This window comes from Enterobacter cloacae complex sp. SHL018, from assembly GCF_049237905.1.
GTDB classification, from domain to species: domain Bacteria; phylum Pseudomonadota; class Gammaproteobacteria; order Enterobacterales; family Enterobacteriaceae; genus Enterobacter; species Enterobacter hormaechei_C.
On sequence record NZ_JBMKJE010000004.1, the window covers coordinates 216,030 to 231,118 of the forward strand.

Here is a 15,089-nt window from a genome sequence, read left to right on the forward strand (position 1 = left end):
CTACAGGTGCATGAGCTGGCGGAACTCTTTCACTCTGCTGCGGCTTACCGGCACCTGAAAATCCAGATCCTTCAGCCGCAAAATATAGGTGTTGTTAAACCAGGGTTCGATTTCGCGGATCTTGTTCAGGTTGACGCAGAACGAGCGGTGGCAGCGGAAGAAGTGAGCGGCCGGGAGTTTATTGCAGAATTCGGTGATGTTCATCGCCATGACGTAGGATTCACGCCGCGTATAGACAAACGTCATTTTTTCATGCGCTTCGGCATAGTAAATATCGTCGACAGGCGTGACGATGATCCGTTCGTCCTTCACCAGATTAATCGTGTCGTTTTCCCGCGCTACCGGGCTGGCACTGGCGGGTAATGCCTGCTGCTGCCACGCGGCTTCCAGCTTATGCAGCATGCTGATAATACGCGACTCCTGGTACGGCTTGAGAATATAGTCAAACGCCTCAAGCTCGAAGGCCTCCACGGCATGCTCTTTCCACGCGGTGACAAACACAATAAACGGCTTGTGGGCGAACTGATTGATATTTTGCGCCAGCAGGACGCCGTCCAGCGACGGAATATTAATATCGAGGAATATCGCGTCGACCCGGTTATGCTGTAAAAATTTCAGCACGTCCAGACCATCCTCAAAACAGCCAACAATCTCCATCTGGCTGTGGGTTTTGATAAGCCAGCTCAACTCCTGTTGAGCCAGAATTTCATCTTCTACGATGATGACTTTCATCTGTTACTCCGGCCTACGGCAACAAGGATATGGGGGCATTCACGGGCGTTCGCTCATTCGGAACATAAAAGGCAATTTCGGTGCCCGGCTCAAGACGGTGAATATGCAGCCCGTCACCGTACAGCAGTTTGACCCGGTGATGCACATTCAGCAGTCCGATCTTGTTGCCCGGCATTTCGTTTGATTTGACGCGCTCGATGACTTTAGGATCGATGCCGTGCCCGGTATCGCGCACGGCGATACGCACGCGGTTACCGCTTTCCGTCACGCTAATCGTTACTACGCCTTTGCCTTTACACGGCTGAATACCGTGAACAATGGCGTTTTCCACCAGAGGCTGGATCAGCAGACTTGGGATCACGCAGCTGACCTCTTCATCAATATCGTAAATGACCGTGAGCTTATCGCCAAAGCGAGCCTGCTCGATGGCGATGTAATCCTTGATTTGATACAGCTCTTTTTTGATGTCGATCTGCTCGTCGTCTTTTAGCTCAATGTTGTAGCGCAGATAGCGCGACAGATTAAATATCAGCTGCCGCGCGGTATCCGGATTCAGACGGATGGAAGAGGAGATAGCGTTCAGCGCGTTAAACAGGAAATGGGGATTGATCTTGCTTTGCAGGGCGCGCAGCTCTGCCTTATTTGCCATCTCGCGCAGCTGCTCTGCACGCGAAACCTCAAGTTGAGTGGAGATAATCTGCGACAGGCCAATCGCCATCTCCTGGAGCGAGGAGGTGATTTGGTGCGCATGGCAGTAGTAAATTTTCAGCGTCCCCGTGACCACGCCTTTTTCCCACAGCGGGATCACCAGCATTGAGTGGATCTCTGGCGTCCGGTGGGCTTCATCATTGTTTTTAATGATGATTTTTCCGTAGTTAATCGCCTGTCTGGTGGTCGGGCTGATGGTATCGTCGCTGTCGCGATAATTGTGCTCCCCGACGCCAACGTAAGCCAGCACGTGGTCAATATTGGTGATGGCGACCGCATCGGCGTGAATATCACGGCGGATGATATCGCAAACCTGACGTAAAGATTCGGCGTTAACGTGTCGGAAAAGCGGCAGCGTCTTGTTGGCGATATCCAGCGCCAGCTTGGCCTGACGCGCGGCGCTGGCCTCTTTTTCGCCCTCCACGCTTTGCACCAGCAGCACGATAAAACCGATACAGACGCTCCCGAGGATCATAGGAATACCGATCTTCGAGACGATATCCAGACCCAGCGCAACGGTTGGCGCCCAGACGATGACCAGGATCATGGTCAGCGTTTCGCAGACCATCCCCGCGATAATCCCCGCACGCCAGTGCTGCTTTTTCGGGATTTTGCGGTTAATCCAGCCCGAGAGCAGCCCGGCAATAATGCTGGTGATAAAGCAGGGGACGGCCGTCACGCCGCCAATATCAATCAGGTACCGATGGGTGCCGGCGATAATGCCTGTGATAATCCCGACCCAGGGACCAAAGAGGATCCCGCCCGACATGACGGCGATAATGCGCACGTTCACCAGCGAGCCTTCTACCGGCACGCCGGACCAGGTGCTGAACAGGGCAAACATCGAAAAGATAAACGTGACGGCCAGCAGCTCTTTTGGCGAATGGGCAGATTTATGCAACAGTTCGCGGAACAAGCGGATGCGGATAAGGAAAAAGAGACAGATCAGCATTAATGCCGCGCGGTCGAACACCGCCAGGAGCATATTGAAGATTTCGTGCACGGTCAGGCCTGGGAAAACGGGAAAAATCTATGATAGAAAACATAGGGCCTGATGACCAGCTATCCATCAGATTTATCAAATGGGGAAAAACCATAATTCTCAAAGGGGATTGCTGGCTTTTGACTGAAAGCCGGTGCTTTTCCGTTTGGGGAGAAACGTCAGGTAACGATACTGAAAATATTGTGTTAAATCGTAGCGCTTAAAACTGCCTGTTCGCGATAAGAGTTCCGCTTTTCACTGCAATCACATTCCCGTTTTAGCGCAAAATATTGTTTTGCCGTTATCCTCTCGACAGCGTCTTTTTCTTCAGGTTATTTTCTAAGCACGCCACACGGGTGGCAGCGTCGCTCGGACGGTCCGGGCGCTAACGTGACTCTGAGGAATCTATGGCTGAATTCAGTCCTGAACGCCGTTTTACGCGTATCGATCGTCTCCCCCCTTATGTTTTCAATATCACTGCTGAACTGAAAATGGCTGCGCGTCGGCGCGGCGAAGACATTATCGATTTCAGTATGGGTAACCCTGACGGCCCAACGCCGCCGCATATCGTTGAGAAACTCTGCACGGTTGCGCAGCGTCCTGATACCCATGGGTATTCCACCTCACGCGGCATTCCACGCTTACGTCGGGCGATCTCCCGCTGGTATCAGGATCGTTATCAGGTCGATATCGATCCTGAAAGTGAAGCGATTGTGACCATTGGCTCCAAAGAGGGGCTGGCCCACCTGATGCTGGCGACGCTGGATCACGGCGATACCGTACTGGTGCCGAATCCGAGCTACCCGATTCACATCTATGGGGCGGTGATTGCCGGCGCGCAGGTGCGTTCTGTCCCGCTGGTGGAAGGCGTCGACTTCTTTAACGAGCTGGAACGGGCGATTCGTGAAAGCTATCCGAAGCCGAAAATGATGATCCTCGGTTTCCCGTCAAACCCAACAGCACAATGCGTTGAACTCGAATTCTTCGAGAAAGTGGTCGCGCTGGCTAAGCGTTACGACGTGCTGGTGGTACACGATCTCGCCTACGCCGATATCGTTTATGATGGCTGGAAAGCGCCGTCAATTATGCAGGTACCCGGTGCCCGCGATGTGGCGGTTGAGTTTTTCACCCTGTCGAAAAGCTACAACATGGCGGGCTGGCGAATTGGTTTTATGGTGGGAAACAAAACGCTGGTGAGCGCCCTGGCGCGTATTAAAAGCTACCATGACTATGGCACCTTTACGCCGTTACAGGTCGCGGCCATCGCGGCGCTGGAAGGGGATCAGCAATGCGTGCTCGATATTGCCGCTCAGTATAAACGCCGCCGTGATGTGCTGGTAAAAGGGCTTCATGAAGCAGGCTGGATGGTGGAAATGCCTAAAGCCTCTATGTACGTCTGGGCGAAAATTCCTGAGCCGTATGCGGCGATGGGTTCTCTGGAATTTGCCAAAAAACTGCTTCAGGACGCGAAGGTTTGCGTCTCTCCAGGCATTGGCTTTGGTGACTACGGTGACACGCACGTGCGTTTCGCGCTGATTGAAAACAGCGACCGTATCCGTCAGGCAGTGCGGGGCATTAAAAGCATGTTCCGCGCGGATGGCCTGCTTGCAGCGAAGAGCGTTGCGGAACAACCCGAGTCGTAACGGACAACAAAAAAAACAGGCGCCAACGGCGCCTGTTTTTTTGACTGCATTTTCTTAACTAGATCATCAGAGCAAACGTTCCGGCCCAAACTAAAACAATAACCGAAATGCCCATAAAGAAATATTTCACGTTTCATCGCTCCGCGTATCTTCCGGTACGCATTAAAAAAACAGAGTCCAACTGAGTATAGAGAGTTGAAATCATGCGAAAGGGGAAATCGGAATTATCCCGTGACGTCGCTAACTTCAGCTCTGAATTCTGTGCTTTCCTGTCGCCAGACGGCGCTAATGTACGCCTAAATTTCAGGAGTGACAAGAGGCATTTTTTTAAATAATTTCCTACACTTACGAGTGTCGTGGAACGGCGACAGTTTGATTTCGGTACGCAATAAATGCCTGTTGAGCGACGGTCGAAAAAAGCCGTTACGCACTGCGATTACAGGTGTTTGAAAAGGTTAGTTTCTTAGCGAAACTAACCTTCGGCAGGGGTCAGATATAGAGTGAGGCTTCGCCCAGGGGACGGGTTTTAAAGCGGCGGTGCATCCACAGATACTGCTCAGGTGCACGCATAATCTCAAACTCAATCACCTTATTGATAAAGGTCGCGGCTTCACTCTCATCTTCAGGATAGTTCGCCATCTCTGGGGAGATATGCAGACGATAGCCTGACTTATCCGCTTTTCTGACCATGGTCACCGTCAACATCGCGGCGCCTGAGAGACGTGAAATCACAAAGGTACCGTTCGTCGTAGCGACATCTTTAACCGCAAAGAAAGGGGCAAAACTGCTGCCTTTAGGACCGTAGTCCTGGTCCGGGGCAAACCAGACGGCTTCCCCTTTTTTCAGGGCGCCAACCATACCGCGCAGATTGTTACGGCTGATCATCGCCTTATTTGAACGCATGCGGCCCCGCGTTTGTACCCATTCCATCAGCGCGCTGTTATGCGGGCGATAGGTTGCCATCATCGGCTGACAAAGACCCATAACGCGGCCGCCCAGCTCAAGCGACATAAAATGCACACCCACAACCATCACGCCGCGGTTTTGCATCTGGGCACGTTTCAGGTTATCCAGGCCTTCCACGTCAAACCATTTACGGACACGCTCATCTGGCCAGAACCAGGCCATACCGGTTTCAAGCAGCGCCATACCGATAGATTTAAAGTTTTCCGCAATCAGCGTTTCGCGCTGCTGGGCATTGTAATGCGGAAAGCAAAGTTCGAGATTTTTTCGGGCAATGGATTCACGGCGCTTAAGAAAGTAACGCGATGCGCTGCCGAGCTTAGAACCCAGGAAACGGATCACGGGATATGGAAGTTGAACCAGCAGCCAAAGCACGCCAAGGCCGAACCATGTAAACCAGTAGCGCGGGTGCAGAAACGCCCGCTGAAATTTGGATTGAGACAAAATAGTGGAACCTATGTGAAGCCTGTGAAGGTAGCGCAGACTTCGCGATACCACGTGCCATTGAGACCGTAGGACGAGGTCATGGTTGCAGGCTTTACCGTTCTTTACGACGTTGCCTGGCCATTGCTGACTTGGGTGGGCGGCATAATGTAGCACCGTTATACATTATGAGCTATCACTCGTTTTTGTTTAAAAAAGCGGCAATTGCGGAGTGGTTTGATTTTGCTATTGTTAAATCTGCGTTCCCGCATGTCTCCTGAAGGTGCAGACCATGGAAACCTACCTGCAAACGGTGAAAGAAGAGTGGGTGAAGCTGATTAATGAAACCGATCCCGATGTGCACTGGCTTGCGACTGAGCTTGCCAGGGATAATGCAATGCCACTGGTCGCTGAATTCTATCGTGTTGTGCTGGCAGATCCATCGGCAGCTGAATTCCTGACCACCGAACAGGTGGAGAGGCAGCTTCAGGAGGCGCTTCGTCGCTGGCTTATTGATGTGCTCTCATGCCGTGTGGAGCAGGTTGAAGAGCAGATGCGGGCGCAGCAGCGCGCTGCGGATGTTCATGCCCGTATTGGTATTTCGGTTGATTTAGTCGAAATGGGCTTCCGTGTTCTGAAAAAGCTGCTGTTACCTGTCATTACTACCAGCGCCCATTCGCCTGAGGTGAAGCTGCATATTTATCACTACGCGATAAACAGTATCGATCTGGCCATGGAAGTGATGTCGCGGGCCTATGTATTTAGCGAGAACAATGCGGCGAAAGAGGACGAAAATTATCGCATCTTTTCCTTAATGGAGAACGCAGAAGAGGAGAAGGAGAGACAGACCGCGGCGCTGCTGTCATGGGAAATGGTGCTTCTGTATAAGATCACGCTTAATTCCAGTATCGGCAACAGTCTGCCGCTGGGGCAGTCTGAATTTGGACTGTGGTTTAGCCATAAAGGTCGGCACTATTTCAGCGGCATCGCTGAGGCCGGTCATATCTCTCGTCTGATTCAGGAATTCGATGACCTTTTTAACGAGGTCCGTCTTGCAGGGCAGGGTCTGAGTGATAAAGCGCAGCGGGATAAATTCTTGCAGCGAATGCGTAATACCCTCTCGCAAATCATCACGCTTTTGCGCGAACTTTTTGACGAAGTGTCGCGACACGAGGTGGGGGTTGATGTCCTGACCCGCCTGTTGAATCGCCGTTTCCTGCCAACCATCTTCAAACGCGAAATCCTGCACGCTACCCGGGCGGGAACAAAGCTCTCGACGCTGCTGATTGACGTCGACAAATTTAAACAAATCAACGATACCTGGGGGCACAATACCGGGGACGAGATCCTGCGAAAAGTCTCCGGCGCGTTCTACGACAACGTGCGAACCTGTGATTACGTTTTTCGCTACGGCGGCGATGAATTTCTGATTGTGCTAACGGAAATCTCAGAGGTGGACGCGCTGCGAATTGCCGAGCGTATCCGCAGGCGGGTGGAAAAAATCAAGGTTAACTCCCCAACCGGCGATATTATCCCGCTCTCCCTCTCGATAGGCGTTGCGATGTTCAACGGGCATCCCGATTACGAGCGATTGATTCAGGCGGCGGATGAAGCCTTATACGGCGCGAAACGGCGTGGCCGAAACTGCGTGGAGCTTTGGAAGGGGGCGTAAGGAAAGACAGAAGTGTCCCCTGCAGGAATCGAACCTGCAACTAGCCCTTAGGAGGGGCTCGTTATATCCATTTAACTAAGGGGACGAAGCGGCAAGAGTATAGCGTTATTTACACTTTTCGTTAAGCGCATTGCCGCCTGACTGGTCAAAGAGTCACCGTTCACGCCGATTTTTCGGCAGTTTTATCCTTTTTTTCCTGAGCCTTAAGCTCGGCCTTACGCTTGTTGGACATGTCGTTACGGATTTGCGCATGGCTCAGCAGCGCAAAGATAAAGGTCCCGCCACAAATGTTGCCTGCGAGGGTTGGCAGGGCGAACGGCCAGAAAAAGTCGCTCCAGTGGAGTGTGCCGTTAAATACCAGATAAAGGATTTCAACAGTTCCGACAACAATGTGTGTGGTATCGGCGAGTGCGATAAGCCAGGTCATCAGGATAATCACCACGATTTTCGCGCTGCCCGCTGACGGGAACATCCAGACCATAGTGGCGATGATCCAGCCGGAAATTATGGCATTAGAGAACATTTCAACCGGCGTGTTTTTCATCACATCCATGCCAATTTTCACAAATGCGTCGCGGGTCGGTTCATCAAATATTGGCATATACTCGAACGCCCAGGCGGCTATGCCCGTACCGATCAGGTTCCCCAGCAGCACGACGCTCCACAGGCGCATCAGTAAACCGAAATTACCGAGGGTCGGATTTTGCATGACGGGCAGTACGGCAGTGACGGTATTCTCCGTAAAAAGCTGCTGTCGCGCCATAATGACGATAATAAAGCCGAACGTGTAGCCTAAATTTTCCAGCAAAAAACCGCCCGGTACGCCTTCCAGCTGAACGTGAAATATCCCTTTGGCGAGCAGAGAGGCACCCATCGACAGACCGGCTGCAATGGCTGACCACAGCAGGGCCATCGCGTCGCGCTCCATCTCTTTTTCCCCGTCCTGGCGAATATGCTCATGAATAGCCATGGCGCGCGACGGCAGGCGATCTTCATCGACTTCTATCTCTTCTCCCCGGTCTTTCTCCTCGCTTTCAACCTCATGTTCCTCTTTGCTTTCACCAATTTTCTCTTCGCTAATGTCTTTCATAACAGCTCCTTCGGGGTAATTGCTCATTTAAGCGTAGCGGCTTTTAGCGCTTTCCCCGTGGGGATGCTCTTAAATTGCTGAAAATGGCAATAAAGGTGAGACATCTCTTTCAAAGCCAATATAAAATTGCCAGCGAAACGAATTCCGAAAGACAGGCTATGCTGAAATTAGCGTGATGACGCGAGCGGGTCGTCATTGTCCTCGTAGACATCGGTAAGCGTGCTGTTACAATCACTTGCACGTTTCAGGCGGAGCATCACCGGCTCCGTCACAGATGGCATTCAACGATAGCCATATTGAACAGGGAGAAATTTATGAAGCTTCGGCTGTCGGCGCTTGCGCTGGGCGTAACAATGCTTGTGGGCTGCGCCAGCTCTGGCGAGCAAACGGGACGCTCCGATCCTCTCGAAGGATTTAACCGTTCAATGTACAGCTTTAACTATAATGTGCTGGATCCATATCTGGTTCGTCCGGTTGCCGTGGCATGGCGTGACTATGTTCCGCAGCCGGCGCGTAACGGGCTGAGCAACTTTACCAGTAACCTGGAAGAGCCAGCGGTTATGGTCAACTACTTCCTTCAGGGCGACCCGTATCAGGGGATGGTGCATTTCACCCGCTTCTTCCTGAACTCCCTGCTGGGTATGGGCGGCTTAATTGATGTCGCAGGCATGGCGAACCCGAAATTACAGCGTGAACAGCCGCACCGTTTCGGCAGCACGCTGGGTCATTATGGCGTAGGTTATGGTCCGTATGTGCACCTGCCATTCTACGGCAGCTTTACCGTGCGTGATGATGGCGGCGACATGGTGGATACGCTGTATCCTGTACTGTCATGGCTCACCTGGCCGCTGTCGATTGGTAAATGGACCGTGGAAGGAATTGAAACGCGTGCGCAACTGCTGGATTCTGATGGTCTGCTGCGTCAGTCTTCCGATCCGTACATCATGGTGCGCGAGGCCTACTTCCAGAACCATGACTTTATTGCCAACGGCGGTAAGCTGAAGCCGGAAGATAATCCGAACGCGAAAGCCATCGAGAACGAATTAAAAGATATCGATTCGGAATAAAAAAAAGGTGAGCAATGCTCACCTTTTTTAATCGTGTTGGGATTAGAACGCGTAGTTGAAGTTGGTACCAAACAGCCAGGCTTTACCTTCAGAGGAAAACTCGTACGGGCCTTCCTGGAAGGTCACCTTCTGGCCATGCATGTACGACACGCCCGCGTCGATAGAGGCATTCTCGTTGAACGCGTAGGTTGCCCCCGCACTCACCCAGAAACGGTCCTGATCCGGAATGGAGATAGAACGTTTATCGGCCGGTACCGGGCTGTCATCAAATGCCACGCCGGTACGGAACGTCCAGTTGTCATCCATATAATAGGTCGTACCAAGCGCGATACGGTAAGCATCGTGGAAGCTTTCGTCTTTATAGAACAGCGTCTGGCCGTTGCTGCCGGTGGCTTTAAGCTCCTCGAACTGGCTCCAGCTGGTATACGCGAGGCTGTAGTGAATTGCCCACTGCGGCGCAACGCGGTTATAACCTGACACTTCCCACATTTCTGGCAGATGCAGCGACAGTGAACCCGGTACGGTTTGATTCGAGGTACCCCATGGAATGGTGGTGCCCGCGCCTGGGACCATACCGTTGACTGGGCTCAGGATGCCGCTTTTGTAATCGCCATCGAAATCAATTTTCACTTCTGAGCGATAGGTCAGACCCCAGCGGTTGTTTTTATCCAGTTCATACAGGATACCGGCGTTCCAGCCGTAACCCCATTCATCACCTTTCAGGCTGGCAATTTTATTGCTGTTTTTCGGCAGTGCAGCAGTTTGCTCCCCGGAGTAACGCTCGATTTTTGCATCGGCGTAGACAGCATCAAAGCCCAGACCAAAGCTCCAGTTATCGTTCAGACGATATGCGCCGCTCAGGTTGAGGTTCAGGGTCGTCAGGTCGGTTTTACCGCCGTATTCCCCGGCCGGATAGTTATTATTGAACTCCGTTGCCAGGCCATAGTTAGAGGTGACAGAGGCACCCCAACCAAACTGTTCATTGATTGGCGCAACAAAGTGCAGGTTAGGCACCCACGCGGTCGGCGCAATGTTATCCGCCTTCAGATCTGCGCCGGTGAACTGAGATTTGCCAGAAATATTGACATCAGGATCGATGTAAACCGCACCGGCAGAGAAGGTAGGGCGATCAAACATCATGATCAGTGCCGGGTTACGACTCGCGTTGCCTGCGTCATCGGCAATCGCACCTTCCCCGGAATACGCACGGCCAAGGCCAGAGGAAGAAAATTCGTTTAACTGGAAGCCCGCTGACCAGGCGGACGTTGAGACGATTGCCACTGCAACTGCTAAAGCAGTTTGTTTGAACAGGGTTTTCTGGCTCATGACCATAACCTCATTGAGTTATTTTTATTCAATAATTGTTACATACCGTAACAGGAGCGCGAAGTGTAGGGTCTGAGGTATGACTTACAAATCAGACCAGTGGCGAGAGTATAGGTCTGACCAGCTGGGATGTTGCAAGTTTGTTTATTAATATTTTCAGATATGTTTCTTGAAACGAGATCTGGTTGGCAAAATTGTGACCAGTGCGATTCCTCTGAAAAGGGGAATTTTGTTTTAGATCATTTTTTAGTGTGATATTGCTCACTTATCCGATTTTGCGCCATTAACGGCTGGAGGGGGCTCGTCCGGGGGCGTAAAATAGACGCATCGTGTTTATCTCGCGCCCTGCGCGAATACAGAGGAAATTGAGCTATGAGTAAATGCAGTGCTGATGAAACCCCGGTTTGCTGCTGTATGGATGTTGGCACCATTATGGACAACACCGATTGCACCGCCTCTTACAGCCGCGTATTCCCTAACCGCGCTGAAGCGGAAGAGACGCTGGCCGCGCTGAGCCAGCGCGCGCGTGAAGTCGAATCCGATCCGTGTGAAATCAAATCCACCTTCACGGAAGTGGAAGGCGGCGTGCGGCTGGATATCGACTTTGTGTTCGCCTGCGAAGCAGAAACGCTGATCTTCCAGCTGGGCCTGCGTTAATACTTTTTGCACGGGCCTACGATCGTGTAGGCCGGGTAAGGCAACGCCGCAACCCGGCAACAAATCTCACAAATGCCTCTGCCATGCAGGGGCATTTTCTTTTTCTTCTCTGTGCCTTAGCTCGCAATTTTTCGCTTCCCCGATTGGCTCAATGTAAAAAAATAGTTAAGACTATTATCAGGTCAGACCACTTAATGTGTGCGCAAAATTTTTTTACAGGGGAGTGTTATGAGTCAGGCATTACCGCTTATCACCCGACACGGTGACCGCATTGCCATTGTCAGCGGGTTACGTACGCCGTTTGCGCGTCAGGCAACCGCGTTTCACGGTATACCGGCTGTCGATCTGGGAAAAATGGTGGTGGGGGAGATGCTGGCTCGCAGCGAGATCCCGCCAGAGGTTATTGAGCAACTGGTTTTCGGCCAGGTGGTGCAAATGCCGGAAGCGCCCAATATCGCACGTGAAATCGTGCTGGGCACCGGCATGAATGTTCACACCGACGCATACAGCGTCAGCCGCGCCTGCGCCACCAGTTTCCAGGCGGTGGCGAACGTGGCGGAAAGCCTGATGGCGGGGACCATTCGCGCGGGGATCGCCGGCGGCGCGGATTCCTCATCCGTGCTGCCCATCGGTGTTAGCAAACAGCTGGCCCGCATCCTCGTGGATGCCAACAAAGCCCGGACCACCGGTGCGAAGCTCAAACTCTTCTCGCGTTTACGTCTGCGTGACCTCATGCCCGTGCCACCTGCCGTTGCTGAATACTCCACCGGCCTGCGTATGGGCGACACTGCCGAGCAGATGGCAAAAACCTACGGTATTACCCGCGAACAGCAGGATGCACTGGCGCATCGCTCGCATCAGCTCGCTGCGAAGGCGTGGTCGGAAGGCAAACTTGCCGACGAGGTGATGACGGCTTACATCCCGCCTTTCCGCGAACCGCTGGTGGAAGATAACAATATCCGTGGCACCTCGACGCTGGAGGATTACGCAAAACTGCGCCCGGCGTTTGATCGTAAACATGGCACCGTTACGGCGGCCAACAGTACGCCACTGACGGACGGTGCCGCCGCCGTGATCCTGATGACGGAATCCCGGGCGAAAGAGCTTGGCATAACACCGCTGGGCTATTTGCGTAGCTACGCCTTTACCGCCATTGATGTCTGGCAGGACATGCTGCTCGGTCCGGCCTGGTCCACGCCGCTGGCGCTGGAGCGTGCGGGGTTGACGCTGGCTGACTTAACCCTGATCGATATGCACGAAGCCTTTGCCGCACAAACCCTGGCAAACATTCAGCTGCTGGCAAGCGAGCGCTTCGCGCGCGATGTACTGGGCCGCGCCCACGCGACCGGCGAAGTGGATCAGAGTAAGTTTAACGTGCTTGGCGGATCCATCGCCTACGGCCATCCATTTGCGGCGACCGGCGCGAGAATGATAACCCAGACTTTGCACGAGCTGCGTCGCCGCGGCGGCGGTTTTGGTCTCGTTACCGCCTGTGCGGCGGGCGGCCTGGGTGCAGCAATGGTTCTGGAGGCTGAATAATGGAAACGACATCTGCATTTAATCTGGCTGTTCGCCTTGATAACGTGGCTGTTATCACCATTGATGTACCCGACGAAAAGATGAACACCCTGAAGGCCGAGTTCGGCGTTCAGGTGCGTGCGATGCTCAGACAGATCCGCGAAAACAAAGCGATACGTGGCCTGGTATTTATCTCCGCAAAGCCGGATAACTTTATTGCCGGGGCCGATATCAACATGATTGCCCGGGCGAAAAGCGCCCAGGAAGCAGAAGACCTGGCCCGTCAGGGGCAGCAGGTAATGGCGGAGATCCATGCGCTGTCGATACCCGTTGTCGCTGCGATCCACGGGGCCTGCCTGGGCGGTGGGCTTGAGCTGGCGCTGGCCTGTCACAGCCGAATTTGTACCGACGATGCGAAAACCGTACTCGGACTGCCGGAGGTACAGCTTGGATTGCTGCCCGGTTCAGGTGGCACGCAGCGCCTGCCGCGTCTGGTAGGCGTCAGTACGGCGCTGGAGATGATTTTAACCGGTAAACAGCTGCGCGCCCGTCAGGCGTTAAAGGCGGGTCTGGTTGATGAGGTCGTTCCGCACGCCATCTTGCTTGAGGCCGCCGTTGAGCGGGCGCTGAAAGGTCGTCAGGCGAAACGCCCTCTGCCGGTGCGCGAGCGTATCCTCGCCGGGCCGCTGGGGCGCACGCTGCTGTTCAATATGGTGGGTAAAAAAACCGAGCAAAAAACCAAAGGGAACTATCCGGCAGCGACGCGCATTCTGAAGGTGATTGAAACCGGTTTATCGCAGGGCAGCAGCAGCGGTTATGCTGCGGAAGCGAAAGCCTTTGGCGAGCTGGCGATGACGCCGCAGTCGCAGGCGCTGCGCGGCATTTTCTTTGCCAGCACGGAGGTTAAAAAAGATCCGGGCAGTGAAGCTGAACCGGCTCCGCTGCGCGCCGTTGGCGTTCTGGGTGGTGGGCTGATGGGCGGCGGCATCGCATTTGTCACCGCCAGCAAAGGCAAATTGCCCGTACGTATCAAAGATATCAATCCTAAAGGTATCAACCACGCGTTGCAGTACAGCTGGCAGAACCTTGATCGCAAAGTGAAGCGCCGCCATATCAAGGCCAGTGAGCGCGATAAAACCCTCGCGATGATCACTGGCGCCACCGACTACAGTGGGTTTGCACACCGCGATCTGGTGATTGAAGCCGTGTTCGAAGATCTCGCCCTTAAGCAGCAGATGGTGGCGGACGTTGAACAGCATTGCGCGCCGCACACCATTTTCGCGTCAAACACCTCGTCTTTGCCGATCGGCGACATCGCGGCGAAAGCCGTGCGCCCGGAGCAGGTGATAGGGCTGCACTATTTCAGCCCTGTCGAAAAAATGCCGCTGGTGGAGGTTATCCCGCATGCCACAACCAGCCCGCAGACTATTGCCACCGTGGTGAAGCTGGCGAAAAAACAGGGCAAAACCCCCATTGTGGTCGCGGACAAAGCTGGCTTCTACGTCAACCGCATTCTGGCGCCGTACATTAACGAAGCGATGCGGTTGCTGACGGAAGGGGAGAAAATTGAGCACGTCGATGACGCCCTGGTGAAGTTTGGTTTCCCCGTCGGCCCAATCCAACTTTTGGATGAGGTAGGAATTGATACGGGGACTAAAATTATCCCTGTGCTGGAAGCGGCTTATGGCGATCGTTTTGCGCCGCCTGCAAACTTTGTTTCTGCAATTTTGAAGGACGATCGCAAAGGCAGAAAAAATGAACGCGGTTTCTATCTTTACGCCGCGAAAGGGCGTAAAAGCAAGAAACAGGTCGACCCTTCGGTTTATGCGCTTATTCCTGTCACGGGTCAGGGAAAACTGTCGGCGGTTCAGTGTGCTGAGCGCTGCGTGATGATGATGCTCAATGAAGCGGCGCGCTGCTTTGGTGAGCAGGTGATCAAAAGCGCGCGCGACGGCGACATCGGCGCCGTGTTTGGTATCGGTTTTCCGCCATTCCTTGGCGGTCCGTTCCGGTATATGGATACCCTCGGGGCGGGTGAAGTGGTTGCGATCCTGCAACGTCTGGCCTCGCAATATGGTCCACGATTTACACCTTGTGACGAATTATTGCAGATGGCGGAACGGGGTCAGACATTCTGGCCCGCAAGGGAAACTGATTGCGTAAACTGAAGTCAAAGAAGGGTAAATCCTGAGGTGATGGAACCTGTTCTGGCGAAATTGTAAACAGAGATTGACTATACTTACGCCATTGAGGTAAAAAACAGCGTTTCATTCACCGAATGGATCAGGCACAATGCCCGGCCATCGGG

12 protein-coding genes and 1 tRNA gene are annotated in these 15,089 nt (G+C 53.3%); 6 read left to right on the forward strand and 7 right to left on the reverse strand.

Annotated elements, in window-relative coordinates; genetic code table 11:
* On the reverse strand, window positions 1-732 hold the full coding sequence (locus ACOTY5_RS16625; protein ID WP_017383462.1) for a LytR/AlgR family response regulator transcription factor: 732 nt from the start codon (window positions 730-732) through the stop codon (window positions 1-3).
* A 13-nt stretch (window positions 733-745) separates the two neighbouring features.
* Entirely contained in the window at window positions 746-2,443 is a 1,698-nt protein-coding gene (locus ACOTY5_RS16630; protein ID WP_033487397.1) for a sensor histidine kinase, read from the reverse strand.
* Between the two features lie 386 nt (window positions 2,444-2,829).
* Here ACOTY5_RS16630 and alaC point away from each other — a divergent pair, with 386 nt between their 5' ends.
* On the forward strand, window positions 2,830-4,065 hold the full coding sequence (gene alaC / locus ACOTY5_RS16635; protein WP_017383460.1) for an alanine transaminase: 1,236 nt from the start codon (window positions 2,830-2,832) through the stop codon (window positions 4,063-4,065).
* Between the two features lie 58 nt (window positions 4,066-4,123).
* Here alaC and ypdK read toward each other — a convergent pair whose 3' ends face one another.
* Both ypdK and lpxP read right to left on the reverse strand, forming a co-directional pair.
* A complete protein-coding gene (gene ypdK / locus ACOTY5_RS16640; RefSeq protein WP_099458937.1) occupies window positions 4,124-4,195 on the reverse strand; it encodes a membrane protein YpdK in 72 nt (23 codons plus the stop codon).
* Window positions 4,196-4,554: 359 nt separating this feature from the next.
* Window positions 4,555-5,475 (reverse strand): kdo(2)-lipid IV(A) palmitoleoyltransferase, encoded by a 921-nt coding sequence (lpxP, locus tag ACOTY5_RS16645; RefSeq protein WP_026080619.1) that lies wholly within the window; start codon window positions 5,473-5,475, stop codon window positions 4,555-4,557.
* A gap of 268 nt (window positions 5,476-5,743) precedes the next feature.
* On the opposite strand from lpxP, the gene ACOTY5_RS16650 reads away from it, so the two are divergent.
* Window positions 5,744-7,123, forward strand: a complete 1,380-nt coding sequence (locus tag ACOTY5_RS16650) for a diguanylate cyclase (protein ID WP_062934024.1) — start codon at window positions 5,744-5,746, stop codon at window positions 7,121-7,123.
* 13 nt (window positions 7,124-7,136) lie between these two features.
* Here the strand turns inward: ACOTY5_RS16650 and ACOTY5_RS16655 are convergent.
* Window positions 7,137-7,208, reverse strand: a tRNA-Arg gene (locus tag ACOTY5_RS16655).
* A gap of 75 nt (window positions 7,209-7,283) precedes the next feature.
* Complete coding sequence (locus tag ACOTY5_RS16660) at window positions 7,284-8,213, reverse strand: formate/nitrite transporter family protein (protein ID WP_045141725.1); 930 nt, start codon at window positions 8,211-8,213, stop codon at window positions 7,284-7,286.
* Between the two features lie 314 nt (window positions 8,214-8,527).
* On the opposite strand from ACOTY5_RS16660, the gene mlaA reads away from it, so the two are divergent.
* On the forward strand, window positions 8,528-9,280 hold the full coding sequence (gene mlaA / locus ACOTY5_RS16665) for a phospholipid-binding lipoprotein MlaA (RefSeq protein WP_003861365.1): 753 nt from the start codon (window positions 8,528-8,530) through the stop codon (window positions 9,278-9,280).
* A 42-nt stretch (window positions 9,281-9,322) separates the two neighbouring features.
* Here the strand turns inward: mlaA and fadL are convergent, their stop codons facing one another.
* Window positions 9,323-10,606 carry a long-chain fatty acid transporter FadL gene (fadL, locus tag ACOTY5_RS16670; RefSeq protein WP_017383456.1) on the reverse strand — a complete coding sequence of 428 codons (1,284 nt, stop codon included), beginning with the start codon at window positions 10,604-10,606 and terminating at the stop codon, window positions 9,323-9,325.
* Between the two features lie 372 nt (window positions 10,607-10,978).
* On the opposite strand from fadL, the gene ACOTY5_RS16675 reads away from it, so the two are divergent.
* The 3 genes from ACOTY5_RS16675 (at window position 10,979) to fadJ (ending at window position 14,949) form a co-directional block, all read left to right on the forward strand.
* Complete coding sequence (locus tag ACOTY5_RS16675) at window positions 10,979-11,263, forward strand: YfcZ/YiiS family protein (RefSeq protein WP_017383455.1); 285 nt, start codon at window positions 10,979-10,981, stop codon at window positions 11,261-11,263.
* Between the two features lie 228 nt (window positions 11,264-11,491).
* Window positions 11,492-12,802 (forward strand): acetyl-CoA C-acyltransferase FadI, encoded by a 1,311-nt coding sequence (gene fadI / locus ACOTY5_RS16680; protein ID WP_017692982.1) that lies wholly within the window; start codon window positions 11,492-11,494, stop codon window positions 12,800-12,802.
* Window positions 12,802-14,949, forward strand: coding sequence for a fatty acid oxidation complex subunit alpha FadJ (fadJ, locus tag ACOTY5_RS16685; protein ID WP_023295098.1), 2,148 nt, complete (start codon window positions 12,802-12,804; stop codon window positions 14,947-14,949). The genes fadI and fadJ overlap by 1 nt, the downstream gene beginning before the upstream one ends.
* The last annotated feature ends 140 nt before the right edge of the window (window positions 14,950-15,089 follow it).

What these genes read in the sequence shown, in the direction of transcription:
- ACOTY5_RS16625 (WP_017383462.1), bottom strand. Translation starts at nt 732, where the DNA reads ATGAAAGTCATCATCGTAGAAGATGAAATTCTGGCTCAACAGGAGTTG.
- alaC (WP_017383460.1), top strand. Translation starts at nt 2,830, where the DNA reads ATGGCTGAATTCAGTCCTGAACGCCGTTTTACGCGTATCGATCGTCTC.
- ACOTY5_RS16650 (WP_062934024.1), top strand. Translation starts at nt 5,744, where the DNA reads ATGGAAACCTACCTGCAAACGGTGAAAGAAGAGTGGGTGAAGCTGATT.
- ACOTY5_RS16660 (WP_045141725.1), bottom strand. Translation starts at nt 8,213, where the DNA reads ATGAAAGACATTAGCGAAGAGAAAATTGGTGAAAGCAAAGAGGAACAT.
- mlaA (WP_003861365.1), top strand. Translation starts at nt 8,528, where the DNA reads ATGAAGCTTCGGCTGTCGGCGCTTGCGCTGGGCGTAACAATGCTTGTG.
- fadL (WP_017383456.1), bottom strand. Translation starts at nt 10,606, where the DNA reads ATGAGCCAGAAAACCCTGTTCAAACAAACTGCTTTAGCAGTTGCAGTG.
- ACOTY5_RS16675 (WP_017383455.1), top strand. Translation starts at nt 10,979, where the DNA reads ATGAGTAAATGCAGTGCTGATGAAACCCCGGTTTGCTGCTGTATGGAT.
- fadI (WP_017692982.1), top strand. Translation starts at nt 11,492, where the DNA reads ATGAGTCAGGCATTACCGCTTATCACCCGACACGGTGACCGCATTGCC.
- fadJ (WP_023295098.1), top strand. Translation starts at nt 12,802, where the DNA reads ATGGAAACGACATCTGCATTTAATCTGGCTGTTCGCCTTGATAACGTG.